The organism is Streptomyces sp. RLA131 (assembly GCF_056270125.1).
Genome location: NZ_JBWDOQ010000002.1, coordinates 5129917 through 5146883 on the forward strand (window position 1 = coordinate 5129917; position 16967 = coordinate 5146883).

At 72.2% G+C, this 16967-nt stretch carries 15 protein-coding genes; 8 read left to right on the forward strand and 7 right to left on the reverse strand.

Annotated features, from left to right (window positions below; genetic code table 11):
• Positions 1–35: 35 nt before the first annotated feature.
• Positions 36–1796, reverse strand: coding sequence for an acetyl/propionyl/methylcrotonyl-CoA carboxylase subunit alpha (locus tag RWE79_RS24385; protein WP_475942185.1), 1761 nt, complete (start codon positions 1794–1796; stop codon positions 36–38).
• Positions 1797–2196: 400 nt separating this feature from the next.
• Here RWE79_RS24385 and RWE79_RS24390 point away from each other — a divergent pair, with 400 nt between their 5' ends.
• Entirely contained in the window at positions 2197–2598 is a 402-nt protein-coding gene (locus RWE79_RS24390) for a hypothetical protein (RefSeq protein WP_475942186.1), read from the forward strand.
• On the opposite strand, the gene RWE79_RS24395 is transcribed toward RWE79_RS24390, so the two are convergent.
• The 4 genes from RWE79_RS24395 to RWE79_RS24410 all read right to left on the reverse strand — a co-directional run bounded on the left by RWE79_RS24395 (position 2538) and on the right by RWE79_RS24410 (position 5481).
• Entirely contained in the window at positions 2538–3197 is a 660-nt protein-coding gene (locus tag RWE79_RS24395; RefSeq protein ID WP_475942187.1) for a nucleoside triphosphate pyrophosphatase, read from the reverse strand. The two genes, RWE79_RS24390 and RWE79_RS24395, sit on opposite strands and share 61 nt — an antisense overlap.
• A 22-nt stretch (positions 3198–3219) precedes the next feature.
• Complete coding sequence (gene mmpB, locus RWE79_RS24400) at positions 3220–3351, reverse strand: morphogenic membrane protein MmpB (protein WP_475942188.1); 132 nt, start codon at positions 3349–3351, stop codon at positions 3220–3222.
• 295 nt (positions 3352–3646) lie between these two features.
• Entirely contained in the window at positions 3647–3868 is a 222-nt protein-coding gene (locus RWE79_RS24405; protein WP_475942189.1) for an acyl-CoA carboxylase subunit epsilon, read from the reverse strand.
• Between the two features lie 14 nt (positions 3869–3882).
• A complete protein-coding gene (locus RWE79_RS24410) occupies positions 3883–5481 on the reverse strand; it encodes an acyl-CoA carboxylase subunit beta (RefSeq protein WP_475942190.1) in 1599 nt (532 codons plus the stop codon).
• A gap of 130 nt (positions 5482–5611) precedes the next feature.
• Here RWE79_RS24410 and RWE79_RS24415 point away from each other — a divergent pair, with 130 nt between their 5' ends.
• The 5 genes from RWE79_RS24415 (at position 5612) to hutH (ending at position 11594) form a co-directional block, all read left to right on the forward strand.
• Positions 5612–6463: a biotin--[acetyl-CoA-carboxylase] ligase gene (locus tag RWE79_RS24415; protein WP_475942191.1), complete on the forward strand. Its 852-nt coding sequence runs from the start codon at positions 5612–5614 to the stop codon at positions 6461–6463.
• A 99-nt stretch (positions 6464–6562) separates the two neighbouring features.
• Positions 6563–7777 carry an adenylate/guanylate cyclase domain-containing protein gene (locus tag RWE79_RS24420; RefSeq protein WP_475942192.1) on the forward strand — a complete coding sequence of 405 codons (1215 nt, stop codon included), beginning with the start codon at positions 6563–6565 and terminating at the stop codon, positions 7775–7777.
• 61 nt (positions 7778–7838) lie between these two features.
• Positions 7839–8642: an enoyl-CoA hydratase/isomerase family protein gene (locus tag RWE79_RS24425; protein ID WP_475942193.1), complete on the forward strand. Its 804-nt coding sequence runs from the start codon at positions 7839–7841 to the stop codon at positions 8640–8642.
• A gap of 190 nt (positions 8643–8832) precedes the next feature.
• A complete protein-coding gene (locus RWE79_RS24430) occupies positions 8833–9906 on the forward strand; it encodes a GGDEF domain-containing protein (RefSeq protein ID WP_475946070.1) in 1074 nt (357 codons plus the stop codon).
• Between the two features lie 137 nt (positions 9907–10043).
• A complete protein-coding gene (gene hutH, locus RWE79_RS24435) occupies positions 10044–11594 on the forward strand; it encodes a histidine ammonia-lyase (protein ID WP_475946072.1) in 1551 nt (516 codons plus the stop codon).
• Between the two features lie 43 nt (positions 11595–11637).
• Here hutH and RWE79_RS24440 read toward each other — a convergent pair whose 3' ends face one another.
• Complete coding sequence (locus tag RWE79_RS24440; RefSeq protein ID WP_475942194.1) at positions 11638–11916, reverse strand: hypothetical protein; 279 nt, start codon at positions 11914–11916, stop codon at positions 11638–11640.
• Positions 11917–12080: 164 nt separating this feature from the next.
• Here RWE79_RS24440 and RWE79_RS24445 point away from each other — a divergent pair, with 164 nt between their 5' ends.
• Positions 12081–12443 (forward strand): hypothetical protein, encoded by a 363-nt coding sequence (locus tag RWE79_RS24445; RefSeq protein ID WP_475942195.1) that lies wholly within the window; start codon positions 12081–12083, stop codon positions 12441–12443.
• Positions 12444–12718: 275 nt separating this feature from the next.
• The gene (locus tag RWE79_RS24450) at positions 12719–13975 is read left to right on the forward strand and encodes a L,D-transpeptidase (protein ID WP_475946074.1); all 1257 of its coding nucleotides are present in this window, start codon (positions 12719–12721) and stop codon (positions 13973–13975) included.
• 72 nt (positions 13976–14047) lie between these two features.
• Here RWE79_RS24450 and RWE79_RS24455 read toward each other — a convergent pair whose 3' ends face one another.
• A complete protein-coding gene (locus RWE79_RS24455; protein WP_475942196.1) occupies positions 14048–16912 on the reverse strand; it encodes a glycoside hydrolase family 3 C-terminal domain-containing protein in 2865 nt (954 codons plus the stop codon).
• Positions 16913–16967 lie beyond the last annotated feature (55 nt).

Here is a 16967-nt window from a genome sequence, read left to right on the forward strand (position 1 = left end):
CCACCCGGAGCCCTGTCATCCGCGCGTGGTGCGGGTCAGTCCTTGATCTCGCAGATCGCCGCGCCGGACGACACCGAGGAACCCACCTCGGCGTTCAGGCCCTTGACGGTGCCGGAACGGTGGGCGTTCAGCGGCTGCTCCATCTTCATGGCCTCCAGGACCACGATGAGGTCGCCCTCCTTGACCTCCTGGCCCTCCTCGACGGCCACCTTGACGATGGTGCCCTGCATCGGGGAGGCGAGGGTGTCGCCGGAGGCGGCGGAGCCGGCCTTCTTGGTCGCGCGCCGCTTGGGGCGGGCGCCGCCGGCGGCCGCGGTACGGGCCAGCGTCATGCCCAGCGACGCCGGGAGGGAGACCTCCAGGCGCTTGCCGCCGACCTCGACGACGACGGTCTCGCGACCGGCCTCCTCGGCCTCGTCGTCGGCCACGGGGGTGGCGAAGGCCGGGATGTCGTTGGCGAACTCGGTCTCGATCCAGCGCGTGTGGATCGTGAACGGGCCCTCGGCGGGGGCGAACGCGGGGTCGGTGACCACCTTGCGGTGGAACGGGATGGCGGTGGCCATGCCCTCGACCTCGAACTCGGCCAGCGCGCGGGAGGCCCGCTGGAGGGCCTGCTCGCGGGTGGCACCGGTGACGACCAGCTTGGCCAGCAGCGAGTCCCACGCGGGGCCGATGACCGAACCGGACTCCACGCCCGCGTCCAGCCGCACACCGGGGCCGGACGGCGGCGCGAACCGCGTCACGGTGCCGGGGGCGGGCAGGAAGTTACGGCCCGGGTCCTCGCCGTTGATCCGGAACTCGAAGGAGTGACCGCGCAGCGGCGGGTCGTCGTAACCCAGTTCCTCGCCGTCGGCGATCCGGAACATCTCGCGGACCAGGTCGATGCCGGTGACCTCCTCGCTCACCGGGTGCTCCACCTGGAGGCGGGTGTTGACCTCCAGGAAGGAGATCGTGCCGTCGACGGCGACCAGGAACTCGCAGGTGCCGGCGCCGACATAGCCCGCCTCGCGCAGGATCGCCTTGGACGCGCGGTACAGCTCGGCGTTCTGCGCGTCGCTCAGGTAGGGGGCCGGGGCCTCCTCCACGAGCTTCTGGTGGCGGCGCTGGAGCGAGCAGTCACGGGTGGAGACGACCACCACGTTGCCGTGCTGGTCGGCCAGGCACTGGGTCTCCACGTGCCGGGGCCGGTCCAGGTAGCGCTCCACGAAGCACTCGCCCCGCCCGAAGGCCGCGACGGCCTCGCGCACGGCGGACTCGTACAGCTCCGGCACTTCCTCCAGGTTGCGGGCGACCTTCAGGCCGCGCCCGCCGCCGCCGAAGGCGGCCTTGATCGCGATCGGCAGACCGTGCTGCTCCGCGAATGCCACCACCTCGTCCGCCCCGGACACCGGGTCGGGGGTGCCGGCGACCAGGGGCGCGCCGGCGCGCTGGGCGATGTGCCGGGCGGCCACCTTGTCGCCGAGGTCGCGGATCGCCTGCGGCGGGGGACCGATCCAGGTCAGCCCGGCGTCGATCACCGCCTGCGCGAACTCGGCGTTCTCCGACAGGAACCCGTAGCCGGGGTGAACGGCGTCGGCACCCGACTCGGCGGCCGCGCCCAGGACTTTGGCGACATCCAGATAGCTGCTCGCCGGGGTGTCTCCGCCCAGCGCGTAGGCCTCGTCGGCCGCGCGGACATGCAGCGCGTCCCGGTCGGGTTCTGCGTAGACGGCAACGCTGGCGATCCCGGCGTCCCGGCAGGCCCGGGCGACGCGGACTGCGATTTCACCGCGGTTGGCGATGAGCACCTTGCGCACGATGGCTCCCTCCTTGAAACAAGCCGAGTTTAGGTACTGGTGACACTTCGTGCCGAGGCACCCCTAGGGGTGAGCTTGCCCACACGGAGGGTGATCCGGACGCGGCAGCGGTGTCGTATTGCCGCGTAATTCCACGCTACGGCCGTATATCTCCGGGCGCTTGCACCACGCTTGAGTGAGCTGGATCTCTGTTCACCACCGTGTCCGACGGGGTGCCACCTTTGTGGGAACTCCACGAAGGCACGGGGAAAACTTTGCCCTACGCCCGCCCCGTACGGGTGGCACCGTCAGAACTCTTGCCGCAGGACTTACCCGTTAGTAGCGTGCAGGATGCCAGGTACCGGCGGTAATAGGGGTGGTGGGCGGGGTGCGACGAGGCGTTGCCGTTACGGCGGCGGTGGTGCTGTTTCTTGAGGCGTTCGGGCTCGCCTTCGTCAACTGGGTCATGGGCCTCGCCGTACGGCACCAGGCCATGTCCCTCGCCGGGCTCGCCCCGGACGCGATGGCCGCCGGCGCCTGGGTAGCCGGCGGCCTTCTCGCGGTCTTCCTGATCACCTGCGCCGTCGTCCTGGGCCGCGCCGCCCGCCACGACCGGCGCCCCGGCCGGGCCGGACGGCTGCTGCTCGTGGCGGCGGCCGTGCTCCATGTGGTGCTGGGCGCGGCGGTCGTGGGACTGCTGGGGTGGCCGGCGTATGTGCTGATGATGCTGATCTTCGGGCTGATCGTGCTGAGCCTGCTGCTCTACGCGGGCGTCGAGGAGCCCGCCGCCGCACCGCCCCCGGTGGCGCCCGCCGCCGCCTGAACCCACAGGTCGGTGATCCGCACCCCCAGGTCGGCCAGCAGCCGGCGCAGCAGCGGCAGCGACAGCCCGATGACGTTCCCGGCGTCACCGTCGATACCGTCGACGAACGGCGCGGAACGGCCGTCGAGAGTGAAGGCACCGGCGACGGACAGGGGTTCGCCGGAGGCGACGTAGGCGGCGATCTCCGCGTCGTCGGGGCTGCCGAAACGGACGGTGGTGGACGCGGTCGCGGAGACCCGGCGGCCGGTGGCGAGGTCCACGACACAGTGGCCGGTCCGCAGCACGCCGGACCGTCCCCGCATCGACTTCCAGCGGGCGATGGCGGCTTCGGCGTCGGCGGGCTTGCCGAAGGCCTCGCCGTCGAGCTCCAGCACGGAGTCGCAGCCGATCACCAACTCGCCGCCGGACAGCCGGTCCGCGACCGCGTCCGCCTTCGCCTCGGCCAGCACCCGGGCCAGCTCGCCCGGGGTGGCCGCGGTGATCGCGTCCTCGTCGACACCGCTGACGACGACCTGCGGATCGAGCCCCGCGTGCCGCAGCAGGCCGAGCCGGGCGGGAGACGCGGAGGCGAGGACGAGGGTGCGGCAGGCGTTGGTCATGCCCGCCATCGTAGTGAAGCGGTCAGACCCGCCAGCCGACGATGAACATGATGACCGGCATGGCCACCGCGATGAGCCAGATCGCCCGGCGCATCATCGCCTGCGCGCGGCGCAGCTCCTCGGGGGGCTCCTCGGACGGGTCGGACCACAGCATGCGTCCAGGCTTGCGCGCGGACCGCGGCGGCGCCTGAGTACGAGTACTCAGGCGGCCCCCATTTCCCCGGGTAACCGACCGCCGCGGCCCGGGCGGACGGCCTACCCACAACCCGGGGAGGGCCGGGGTCGTTGGGGGCACCCCCGGCCGAAGGCTGGGGGAGGGTGGGGGTCCTGGACGCTCCGCGTATGTGTGTGCGGCATGCCGGGCAACGCGACGAAAGAGCCCGTCACGCACGTGAACATGCCGGTCCGGGGCCTCCGCACCGGAGGCCCCGGACCGGCACCACGACGTCTCAGCGCGGCCAGTACGTGGCGCGCCAGGCCCCCGGCCCGGGGTGCGGCGCGCGGCCGGGCACGTTCCGCGCGGGGGATGCCCATTCGTCCAGGGGACGTGGGCCGCCGTCGGAACCGTCGGCACCGCCGGAGGCACCGGCGGCGGCCCGCGCCTGGACCAGGGCGACGACGGCCGCGAGCTCCTCGGGTGTGGGGTTGCCCCGTTCGACCTTGATGACCATGGCGAGCACGCTCCTTAGAGGGGGATGTTGCCGTGCTTCTTCGGCGGCAGGCTCTCGCGCTTGTTGCGCAGCGTCCGCAGGGCCCGCACCAGGTGGCTGCGGGTCTCGGACGGCACGATCACCGCGTCGACATAGCCGCGCTCGGCGGCGATGTACGGGTTGAGCAGGGTGTCCTCGTAGTCCGCGATGAGCCGGGCGCGCAGCGCCTCCGTCTCCTCGGGCGTCTCGGCCCCGGCGAGGGTGCGGCGGTGCAGGATGTTGACGGCGCCCTGGGCGCCCATGACGGCGATCTGGGCGGTCGGCCAGGCCAGGTTGAGGTCGGCGCCCAGGTGCTTGGAGCCCATGACGTCGTAGGCGCCGCCGAAGGCCTTCCGGGTGATCACGGTGATCAGCGGGACCGTGGCCTCCGCGTACGCGTAGATCAGCTTGGCGCCGCGCCGGATGATGCCCTCGTGCTCCTGGCCGACGCCGGGCAGGAAGCCGGGGACGTCCACGAAGGTGATCACCGGGACGTTGAAGCTGTCGCAGGTGCGGACGAAGCGCGCGGCCTTCTCGCTGGCGTCGATGTCCAGGCAGCCGGCGAACTGCATCGGCTGGTTGGCGACCAGGCCGACCGGGCGGCCCTCGACACGGCCGAAGCCGGTGAGGATGTTGGGCGCGAACAGGGCCTGGGTCTCCAGGAACTCGCCGTCGTCCAGGACATGCTCGATGACCTTGTGCATGTCGTAGGGCTGGTTGGCGGAGTCCGGGATGAGGGTGTCGAGTTCGGGGTCCGGCGCGAGGTCCTCCTCGGCCGGGTACGCCGGGGGTTCTTCGAGGTTGTTGCTCGGCAGGTAGGACAGGATCGCCTTGACGTACTCGATGGCGTCCTTCTCGTCGCCCGACATGTGGTGGGCCACGCCGGAGACCGAGTTGTGCGCGCGGGCGCCACCCAGCTCCTCGAAGCCGACGTCCTCACCGGTGACGGTCTTGATGACGTCGGGCCCGGTGATGAACATGTGCGAGGTCTGATCCACCATCACCACGAAGTCGGTGATCGCCGGGGAGTAGACCGCACCGCCGGCACACGGCCCGACGATCAGCGAGATCTGCGGAATGACGCCCGACGCATGGGTGTTGCGGCGGAAGATCTCGCCGTACAGGCCCAGCGCGCTGACGCCCTCCTGGATGCGGGCGCCGCCGGAGTCGTTGATGCCGATGACGGGGCAGCCGTTCTTCAGGGCCCAGTCCATGACCTTGACGATCTTCTGGCCGTACACCTCGCCGAGCGCGCCGCCGAAGACGGTGAAGTCCTGGGAGAACACCGCGACCGGGCGGCCGTCGACGGTTCCGTAGCCGGTGACGACGCCGTCGCCGTACGGCCGGGTCTTCTCCAGGCCGAAGTTGGTGCTGCGGTGCCGGGCCAGCTCGTCCAGTTCGGTGAACGAGCCCTCGTCCAGCAGTAGTTCGATGCGCTCACGGGCCGTGAGCTTGCCCTTGGCGTGCTGCTTCTCGACGGCCCGCGCGGAGCCTGCGTGGGTGGCCTCGTCGATACGGCGGCGCAGATCCGCGAGCTTGCCCGCGGTGGTGTGGCTGCTCTGGTCTTTTTCGGGGGCGTACTCCGGCACGGCCATGGGAGGCGGCTCTCCTGCTCTCGGCGGGTCGCGATTGACTGGCGAGTAACCTTGCTTTCGTAGCGTAACCGCGTGGCTGCTCCGCGAGCAGTGCGGCGTTCGACACACTCCCGCTCGTAGGGTGGGACCCATGACCTCGAACCGCTGGTCCGACCTCGACCGGCCGCCGCTGAACGCGGTGGCGCTGCAGCGCGCGATCGTCGCCCCGGACGGCCTGTGGACCGCCGTGGACGTGGTCGCGGCCACCGGCTCCACCAACTCCGACCTGGCGGCCCGCGCCCGGCAGGGGGCGGCGGAGGGCGCCGTGCTGGTCGCCGAGGAGCAGACCGCGGGCCGCGGCCGCCTCGACCGGCAGTGGACGGCGCCGCCGCGTTCCGGGCTCTTCTTCTCCGTACTCCTGCGGCCCGCCGAGGTGCCGGTGCGGCGCTGGGGCTGGCTGCCGCTGCTGGCCGGGGTCGCCACCGCCACCGCCGTCGCGCGGGCCGGGGGCGTCGACACCGGCCTCAAATGGCCCAACGACCTGCTGGTCACCATCGACGGCGAGGAGCGCAAGACCGGCGGCATCCTCGCCGAGCGGGTGAACTCCCCGGCGGGCGACGGCGTGGTCATCGGCATCGGGCTCAATGTGACGCTCCGCGAGGACGAACTGCCGGTCCCGGCCGCCGGGTCGCTGGCGCTGGCCGGCGCCCAGGGCACGGACCGCGATCCGCTGCTGCGGGCGGTGCTGCGCTCGCTGGCCGACTGGTACGGCGAGTGGCGTTCGGCCGGCGGCGACCCGGACGTCTCCCGGCTGCGGCAGGCCTACGCCGCCGGTTGCGTGACGCTGGGGCGGACGGTACGGGCCGAGCTGCCGGGCGGCGAGACGGTGACCGGGAAGGCGGTGGCGGTCGACGACGACGGGCGGCTGGTCATCGCGTCCGACGGGTACCAGGAAAGAGCGGTCGGCGCGGGCGACGTCGTACATCTGCGCAGCGGTGTGTGAGAGTGAGCTACAGCACACCTGCCGTATCGTTGAGGCGGCAGCCGACCCAGTGATCGGAAGGGCAGTGCGCACGCGCAGGGACCGAAGAGGGGGCGGGCGGTGACCGGGGACAACGCGGCGGGCGCCGGGGACACCGACGACGACCCCGGGCCGGACGCGGCCGAGGACGCCGCCACAGGTACCGAGGGCACCACGGGCACGACGGGCGCCGAGGGCGCTGCGGGCGCTGCGGGCGCCACCACGGGCACGACGGGCGCCGCGGGCACGACGGGCGCCGCGGGCACGACGGGCCTGGGGGCCGAGGACCCCATCGCCCTGCGTCTGGAGCAGCTCATCCTCGGCGCCGAGCGCCAGTACACCCCCTTCCGGGCCGCCCGCACCGCGGGCGTCTCCGTCGAACTGGCCGCCCGCTTCTGGCGGGCCATGGGCTTCGCCGACATCGGCCAGGCCATCGCCCTCACCGAGGCCGACGTCATCGCCCTGCGACGGCTGTCCGGCCTGGTCGAGGCCGGGCTGATCAGCGAGCCCACCGCCATCCAGGTCGCCCGGTCCACCGGCCAGACCACCGCCCGGCTCGCCGAATGGCAGACCGACTCCTTCCTGGAGGAGCTCACCGAGCCCCCCGAGCCCGGCATGACCCGCGCCGAGGTCGCCTACCCGCTGGTGGAGCTGCTCCTGCCCGAGCTGGAGGAGTTCCTGATCTACGTCTGGCGGCGGCAGCTCGCCGCGTCCACCAGCCGCGTCGTCCGCTCCGACGACGAGGAGGCCGTGGACCGCCGGCTGGCCGTCGGCTTCGCCGACCTGGTGGGTTTCACGCGGCTCACCCGGCGGCTGGAGGAGGAGGAGCTCGGCGAACTGGTCGAGGCCTTCGAGACCACCGCGGCCGACCAGGTCGCCGCTCACGGCGGGCGCCTGATCAAGACGCTGGGCGACGAGGTCCTCTACGCCGCCGACGATCCCGGGACGGCGGCCGAGATCGGGCTGCGCCTGATCGAGACCATGACCGGCGACGAGACGATGCCCGCGCTGCGGGTCGGGATCGCCTTCGGCACCGTCACGACCCGCATGGGCGACGTCTTCGGCACCACGGTCAACCTGGCCAGCCGGCTCACGTCGATAGCGCCCCGGGACGCGGTCCTGGTGGACGGCGAGCTGGCCCAGGCCCTCGGTCAGAGCGGTGACGCCCCGGTGTCCGAGGTGGACATAGAGGCCGGCGCCGAGAACAAGTACCGCTTCGCGCTCCAGCCGATGTGGCGCCGGCCCGTGCGCGGGCTGGGGATCGTCGAACCCTGGCTTCTCACCCGCCGGGGTTGATCCGCCCGTCTACGATGACCGTGGTTCACGGTCGTTAACCAACGCGGAGGGGCGGCGGCGGATGTCGGAGTCGGAGCAGCGGTTCGGTGAGTGGGTGGCGGTACGCCGGCCGGCGGAGCGGGTGGCGGAGCTGGTCCTGGACCGGCCCGAGGTCATGAACGCGGTGTCCACGGCGATGGCCCGGGCGATCGGCGGGGCCTGCGCGGCGCTCGCGGCGGACCGCACGGTCAGCGCGGTGGTGCTCACCTCGACGCACGAGCGGGCCTTCTGTGTGGGCGCCGACCTGAAGGAGCGCAACTCCTTCACCGACGCCGACCTCTCTCGGCAGCGCCCGTACGCCAGGGCCGCGTACACCGGTGTGCTGGAGCTGCCGATGCCGGTGGTGGCGGCGCTGCACGGCTTCGCCCTGGGCGGCGGCTTCGAACTGGCGCTGGCCTGCGACATCATCGTCGCCGACCCGACGGCGCTGGTCGGGCTGCCCGAGGTGTCGGTGGGCGTCATCCCGGGCGGCGGCGGCACCCAGTTGCTGCCCCGCAGGGTCGGATCGGCCCGGGCGGCGGAGCTGATCTTCACGGCGCGACGGGTGCCGGCCGCCGAGGCGCTGGCGCTGGGGCTGGTCGACACCCTCGTGGAGGAGGGCCAGGACCGTACGGAGGCGCTGGCGCTGGCCGGCCGTATCGCCGCCAACTCCCCGGTCGGGCTGCGCGCCGCCAAGCGGGCCCTGCGGCTCGGCCAGGGCGCCGACCTGAGGGCGGGCCTGGACATCGAGGACGCGGCCTGGCGCACGACGGCCTTCTCGGGTGACCGGGCGGAGGGCGTGGCCGCGTTCAACGACAAGCGGGCGCCCAATTGGCCGGGGGAGTAGCGCGCCGCGCGCTTGTCCCCGGCTTATGGCTCAAAATGGTACAAACGCCTCGGCGTGCTCGGCGGCCGCCGGCCGGTGGGCGAGCCGAAGGGGAGCGGACCGGAGGCGAAACCGAGCCTTGAAGAGCGAAGGAGAGCGGCTGCGGGCCGTCGCCGAGCTGGCGCGTGCGGTGGCGGCGGCCAGGACGCCGATGGAGGCGGTCGCCGCCGCCGCCACCGCCGCCCGGCTGGCGCTGGGCGGCGCCATGTCGGCGGTGTCCCGGTGGGAGCGGGACCGGGGGCGGCTGCGGGTACTGGTCAACGACGGGGAGCTGACCGACGGGGAGGAGCCGCAGCCCCGCAACGAGGTGTACTCGATCGCGGACTTCCCGGAGATCGTGGAGTTCCTGCACGGCCGCTGGGCCGAGGGCGGGGAGCCGCACGCCTGGGTCGAGACCGCGGACGCGAGCGGGCCGGTCAACGGCGGGGCGTACTGCCATCAGCGGGTGGCCGCGCTGCGGCGGCGCGGGCGGTCCTCGTGCGTGGTCGCGCCGATCATGCTGCACGGCCTGGCGTGGGGCGAGCTCTACGTGGCCCGGGCGGCGGGTCAGCCGGTGTTCGACAGGACGGACGCGGAGTTCGCCACCGTACTGGCCGCGCTGATCGCGGCCGGGATCGCGCAGACCGAGCGGCTGGCCGAGGTGCGGCGGCTGGCCTTCACGGATCCGCTGACCGGGCTGGCGAACCGGCGGGCGGTGGACGCCCGGCTGGAGGCGGCGGTCGACCAGCACCGGGAGGAGGGCACCGCGGTCAGCCTGGTGGTGTGCGACCTCAACGGCCTCAAGCGGGTCAACGACGAACTCGGGCACGCGGTCGGCGACCGGCTGCTGGTCGGGTTCGGGTCGGTGCTGTCGCTGTGCGGGGCGGAGCTGCCGGGGAGCCTGGTGGCGCGGCTGGGCGGCGACGAGTTCTGCCTGCTGTCGGTCGGCCGCGCCTCGGCCGACGTGGTCCGGGCGGCGGAGGAACTGTGCGACCGGGCGAAGTGGCTGGGCCTGGGGGACGGGGTCGCGGTGGGCGTCGCCTCCACGGACGAGAACATCGGGCCGGTGACCTCGGGGCGGCGGCTCTTCCGGCTGGCGGACGCCGCGCAGTACCGGGCGAAGGCCGTGCACTCGGACCGGCCGGTGGTGGCGGGGGCCGGGGCGCCCGAGGATCCGGTGGTGCGGCTGGCGGACGAGCCGCCGGGCCAGGCGACGGAGCGGCGGCGGTTCCGCGGCCGGGAGTAGCGGGAAGCGGTAGGAGCGGCGGGAAGGCAGCGCGGGAGGGCGGGGCGGGAGCGGTGCGGCGTGCGGCGGGCGGGGCGGCGGACCGCCCTGCCAGGTGACAGCTCGCGATTCAGTGCTTAAGGTGCGTGAATATGGATATGCATAACGTGGTCATCGGGTCCGGTGGGGTCGGCGCACAGGACGTACTCGCCGTGGCGCGCGGGAACGCACGCGTGGAGCTGTCGACCGAGGCGCTGGCCGGCGTCCGGTCCTCCCGGGACGTCATCGAGGCCCTCGCCGCGAAGCCGGAGCCGGTCTACGGCGTGTCGACGGGCTTCGGGGCGCTGGCGGTGCGGCACATCAGCCCCGCACTGCGTGCGCAGCTCCAGCGCAGCCTCGTACGGTCCCACGCCGCCGGGATGGGCCCGCGCGTCGAGCGCGAGGTGGTCCGGGCGCTGATGTTCCTGCGGCTGAAGACCCTGGCCTCGGGCCGGACCGGGGTACGGCCGGTGGTGGCCGAGACGATGGCGGCCCTGCTGAACGCCGGGATCACCCCCGTGGTCCACGAGTTCGGCTCGCTCGGCTGCTCCGGGGATCTGGCACCGCTGTCGCACTGCGCGCTGGTGCTGATGGGCGAGGGCGAGGCGGAGGGCCCCGACGGCACGGTGCGGCCGGTCCCCGAGCTGCTGGCCGAGCACGGGATCACCCCGGTCGAGCTGCGCGAGAAGGAGGGCCTCGCCCTCATCAACGGCACCGACGGCATGCTGGGCATGCTGGTGATGGCCATCGCCGACCTCGACCGGCTCTTCACCGCCGCCGACATCACCGCGGCGCTGTCCCTCGAAGCGCTGCTCGGCACCGGCAAGGTGCTGGCGCCCGAGCTGCACGCGATCCGCCCGCACCCCGGGCAGGCCGCGAGCGCGGAGAACATGCGGCGGATCCTGGAGGGTTCGGGGCTGACCGGCCACCACCAGGACGACGCCCCCCGGGTGCAGGACGCGTACTCGATCCGCTGTGCGCCGCAGGTCGCGGGCGCGGGCCGCGACACCGTCACGCACGCCCGCCTGGTCGCCGACCGCGAGCTGGTCTCGGCGGTCGACAACCCGGTGGTGCTTCCCGACGGCAGGGTGGAGTCCAACGGCAACTTCCACGGCGCGCCCGTCGCCTATGTGCTGGACTTCCTGGCCATCGCGGCCGCCGACCTGGGCTCGATCGCGGAGCGGCGTACCGACCGGCTGCTCGACAAGAGCCGTTCGCACGGGCTGCCGGCCTTCCTGGCGGACGACCCGGGTGTGGACTCCGGGCTGATGATCGCGCAGTACACGCAGGCGGCCCTGGTCAGCGAGAACAAGCGGCTGGCGGTGCCCGCCTCGGTCGACTCGATCCCCTCCTCGGCGATGCAGGAGGACCATGTGTCGATGGGCTGGTCGGCCGCGCGCAAGCTGCGGCAGTCGGTGGACAACCTGGCCCGGATCATCGCGGTCGAGCTGGTCGCGGCGACGCGCGCGCTGGAGATCCGGGTGCAGGGCAGCGAGGTGCTGAGGGCCGCGCCGGCCACCGAGGCGGTCGTCAAGGCGGTACGCGAGGCCGGCGTGGCCGGGGTCGGGACGGACCGTTTCCTCGCCCCCGACCTGGCGGCGGCCTACGCCTTCGTACGCGACGGAAAGCTGGCCGAGGCCGCCGAGTCCGTGACGGGACCGCTGCTGTAGGGCAGCGGTCCCGTCACGGCCGGCGCTGCTTCTGCGACGCGGCCTACGCGTTGCGCGCCCGGCGGGTGACGCTGACCAGCAGGCCGGCGCCCATGCCGAAGAACGCGGTTCCGCCGATCAGGTAGGGCGTGGTGTCGGCGCCGCCGGTGTCGGCCAGCTGGTTCTGCTTCTCGACCGTCGCGGCGTTCTGCTGCACGGTGGCGGTGGTTCTGGCCGTCGTGGTGTGTTCGACGTTCGCGGAGGCGTTGGGCACGAAGTAGAGCGCCCCGAGAACGGTTGCCGCCGCGGCGGCGACGAAGACGGGCGGGCGGTGCGTGGTCAACGGATCCCCCAGCGGTAGCGGCGACTTGACCGTGGAGGCTGATGTTAGTGAGCCGGTGGCTCCGGAGGGAAGTTCGAACTCGGAATGCTTCCCTCCGGGGGCCCTTTGTCCGCATAATGCGCGCCGCCTCGGCGTGAGCACGGGCTGCGCCTACGCTCCGTGGCATGAGCACTACTGAGATTCCCCGTGGTGAGAGCGGACCGACGTACGTACGCCTCCAGGTCGAGCTGGTCGTGGAGATCACCGACCGTGAGCAGCTGACCGATGCCGCGCTCGACCAGATCGGCGGCGACGACTACCTCCCCGACGAGGAGCGGTCACAGGCGCGGACGGCCGTGCACCAGGACGAGTCGGAGGCGCTGGCCCATCTGGTCGACCCCTTCGATCTCGTCACGACCGTGCCGGGCATCGAGTTGGTGCAGGCGTCCTGGTCCTGCGCCCACACCGAGTATGATCCCGACTCCGACGAGTGGGATCTCTACGACGACGAAGATTTCCCGGCGGGCGGGGAACCGGACGGCACCTGAGGCCGTCTGAGACTGTGCGTGACTCACAGGCCCCGGGCCCATCATGGTCCGGGGTTTGCTGTGCCACGGGCCGAGCAGTCACGGCGCGTGGTGTTCCCCACAGTTTTCCGAGCGGGGAACGGACCAAAGACCCTGGAAGTTCCACTACGTACGACTGAGGCTCGAATGAGGGCCGCGGCTCGCGAAGCCACGCGCGCAGGCGAGCTGGGGGAACGCGTACCGAAGAACCATTGGAGATTCGTGTGAAGCCGTCCGACTCCGGCACCGGCACCGGCATAGCCACCGACCACCGTCCCAGGCGCATCAGGCGCGCGGGCCTGGTGACCATAGCCCTGTTGGTCGGCGGTGCGCTCACGCTGACCGCGTGCGGCGGGGACAAGGGCAGTACCAGCACGAGCGGCTCCGGCAGCGGTAAGTCGCAGGCCTCGGCGGACGCGGCGGCGGCCAAGGACGCCTCGGACGCGAAGATAACGATCACGCCGAAGGACGGCGCCGCCAACGCCGGCATCAACAGCAGCGGGAAGGTCGCGGTCAGCAAGGGCACGCTGACCGCCGTCACCATGACGGTGGCCACCACCGGCGCCAAGGTCGCGGGCACGATATCCGGCGACGGCACCAGCTGGAAGCCCGACGCGCAGCTGGAGCGGGCCACGAAGTACAGCGTCACCGCGAAGGCCAAGGACTCCAAGGGCCGCAAGGCCACCGAGAACGCCGACTTCACCACGGTCTCCCAGACCAACAGCTTCATCGGCTACTACACGCCGGAGAACGGCTCGACCGTCGGTGTCGGCATGCCGGTGTCGATCAACTTCGACAAGGCGATCAGCGACAAGAAGGCCGTGCAGTCGCACATCACGGTCAACTCCACCAGCGGCCAGGAAGTCGTCGGCCACTGGTTCGGCACCCAGCGGCTGGACTTCCGTCCGGACAAGTACTGGAAGGCCGGCTCGACCGTCACCGTCAAGCTGGACCTGGACGGCGTCCAGGGCGCCAGTGGCGTCTACGGCGTCCAGTCCAAGACCATCACCTTCAAGATCGGCCGCAGCCAGGTCTCCACGGTGGACGCCGGCACCCACATGATGAAGGTCGTCCGGGACGGCCAGCTGGTCAAGACCATCCCGATCTCGGCCGGTTCGGACTCCAACACCACCTACAACGGCCAGATGGTGATGTCGGAGAAGTTCAAGGAGACCCGGATGAACGGGGACTCGGTGGGCTTCGACGGTGAGTACGACATCAAGGACGTGCCGCACGCCATCCGGCTGACCAACTCCGGCACCTTCATCCACGGCAACTACTGGGGCGCCAAGTCGATCTTCGGCGCCTCCAACACCAGCCATGGCTGCATCGGTCTGAGCGACACCAAGGGCGCCAACGACACGTCCACCACGGGTTACTGGTTCTACACCAACTCGATGATCGGCGACGTCGTGATCGTCAAGAACTCCAAGGACAAGACCGTCGCGGCCGACAACGGCCTCAACGGCTGGAACCTGTCCTGGAGCGACTGGAAGGCCGGCTCCGCCGTCTGACCCGCGCCCAGCCGTAACAGGGGCCCGGAACCGTTCGGTCGGTTCCGGGCCCCTCCCTCATTCTCCGGACCCTCAGCCGGAGAAGCTCAGCCGCGCCAGGCGCAGCGCGCCCCGCATCGTGATGTGCAGGTCGTGAACCCCGGTCGGCGGGTCGGCCGGCTCCACGCGCAGCGCGGTGTAGGTGTACGCGCCTCCGGTGGACGGCACCGTGACGGTGCCGAGCGCGGTGCCGTCGCCCAGGTGCAGCTCGACCGAGGCCTCGCCGGGCTCGCTGCGCGCCGCGTCGACGATCACGGAGGCCGGTCCCGTCCCGAAGTCGCAGGCGCGGAAGACCAGTCGGCCGACCTCGTCCGCGCCGGAGGCGACGGCGTCGCCGCGCACCTTCGTCCGGTCCACGAGGGTGACCGCGCTCTGGGCGTCGAAGTCGGCCGCCTCCAGGCCGCGTACGAGCAGCGGGCGCGGCGCCGGGTCCTCGCCGGCCACCGCGAAGCCGGCGCTCAGACCGCCGGCCAGGACCTCGTACGTACCCGGGTCGACCGTCCAGCGGCCGTGCGCGACGTCCCACAGGCCCAGCGTGCGCAGCGGCAGGGTGAAGGAGAACGCGCGGATCTCCCCGGCGGCGAGGCGGGCCCGCTCGAAGGCGGCCAGCCGGCGCACCGGGCCGGGCAGCCGGGGGCCGACGGCGCGGGTGTAGAGCTGTACGACCTCGTCGGCGTCGCGGTCGCCGGTGTTGGCGACGGTGAAGGACGTCGTGAAGGCGGACCCGTCGACGGTGACGGTCAGGTTGTCGTACGCGAACGTCGTGTACGACAGGCCGTGCCCGAAGGGGTACAGGGGCGTACCGGTGAACCACAGGTAGGTCGCGCCCGCGCTGATGATGTCGTAGTCGAGCAACTGGTTCGGCAGGTCGTCGTCGCCGGCGTACCAGGTCTGCGGGAGCCGGCCGCCGGGGGAGACGTCGCCGAACAGCACACGGGCCAGGGCGGGGCCGGCCGCCTGGCCGCCGTGGGCGGTCCACAGCAGGGCGGGCAGGGCGGCGTCGGCGTCGCGCAGGGCGTAGGGGTAGGCGGAGGTCACGACAAGCGCGGTGCGCGGGTTGGCGGCGTGCGCGGCCCGCCAGAGGCGGTCCTGCTGGGGCGGCAGGTCGAGGGTGTCGCGGTCCTCGGTCTCGCGGCCGTTGATGTGCGCGTCGTTGCCGGCGACGACGATCACCGTGCCGGCGGACGCGGCGGCCCGCGCCACCGCCTCCTCGCCGCGCTCGACGACCTCCAGCGTGAAGGGGGTGCCCTGCTCGGCAACCTTGAGACCGTCGGCGGCAACATAGACGTACTGTCCGGTCCCTGTGTGCCTGAGGAGGTGCTCCCCGTCGTGCGGTTCGAGGCTGAACGTCTCCTGCACCACCCAGCCGTGGGGGCGTTCGGCGGCGGCCCGTACGAAGCCGTCCTCCGCCACCGTCAGGTAGTGGCCGTCGGGGGCGCGCAGGGTCACTGCCCCGCCGCCCCAGTCGATCAGCGCCAGGTCGCTCGGCTCGTCGCCGGTGGTCAGCGGCGGCAGATCGGTACGGCCCCCGGCGGTGGCCGGGTTGAAGGACGCCTCCTCCCGCCGTTGCTCCTCCCGCTCCTCCACGACCGCGTCCGGCACCCGCACCCACGCGCCGTCGGCGGTGCGCAGGCGTACGGTGTCGGCGCCCTCGGCGAAGACCACGTTCCCGGTGCCGAGCCGCTCGGTCAGGGCCTCGCGCAGCGACTGGCCGCGGCCCTCGATGAGGCTGCCGCTGTACCAGTCGAGCTTGATCTCGTCGGCGAGCAGCCCGACGACGGCCACGGTCCCCTCGGCGGCCAGCGGCAGCAGCCCGTCGTTCTTGAGCAGCACGACCGCCTGCTCGGCGGCCTCCAGGGCCAGCGCCCGGTGCTCCGGGGTGTCGAAGGACTCCTTGCCGATCTCCTCGTAGGGGCAGGAGGAGTCGAACTCGCCGAGCAGGAAGCGCATGGTCAGCAGCCGGCGGACGGCCGTGTCGATGTCCGACGCGTCGATCAGGCCCTTGTCCAGGGCGCCGCGCAGCCGGGCGATGATCTGGGAGGAGTCCTGGTCGTGGTCGGTGAAGCTGTCGACGCCGGCGCGCAGCGAGGCCGCCGTGGACTCCTCGTGGGTGTCGTAGTAGTGCTCGGAGTTCACCAGGTTCGAGGGTGCGCCGGCGTCGGAGCACACCACCAGCTCGCGGTCGGTCCAGCCGCGCAACTGCTCGCGCAGCAGCGGCGACACATGGTTCGGGCGGCCGTTGACCAGGTTGTACGCCGGCATGACACCGATCGCCGTGCTCGCCTCGATCGGGCCCCGGAAGGCTTCGAGGTCGTACTCGTGCAGCACACGCGGGCGCACGGAGGAGGAGGTGAGGTCGCGGCCGGTCTCGTTGTTGTGGGCGAGCCAGTGCTTGAGGATCGGCGCGGTACGCCAGTAGACGGGGTGGTCACCGCGCAGGCCGCGGGTGTAGGCGGTGGCGATCGCCGAGGTGAGGCGGGGGTCCTCGGAGTACCCCTCCTCGTTGCGGCCCCAGCGCGGGTCGCGCAGCAGGTTGACGGTCGGGGCCCACACATTGAGGCCGACCCGCTCGTTCCAGCCGCGCATGGCGCGGACCTCGGTGGACACCGCCTCGCCGACCCGGCGCACCAGGTCCTCGTTCCAGGTCGCGCCCAGGCCGACGGCCTGCGGGAAGACGGTGGCCGGACCCATCCACGCGACGCCGTGCAGTGCTTCCTGGCCGGTACGGAAGGGGGCCAGGCCCAGGCGCGGCACAGCCGGCGCGAACTGGTGCAGCATGGCGATCCGCTCGTCGGACGTGAGCCGGGCCAGCAGGTCCTCGACCCGCTTCGACAATGGCAGGTCCTCGACCTGGAACAGCAATTGGTCGGTTGTCACGCCGGGTCCCCTCGGTGGCATCTTCGGCAAACGTTTCGAAGCGCTTCGATGCTGAGTCCTATGACCAGGGCTGTCA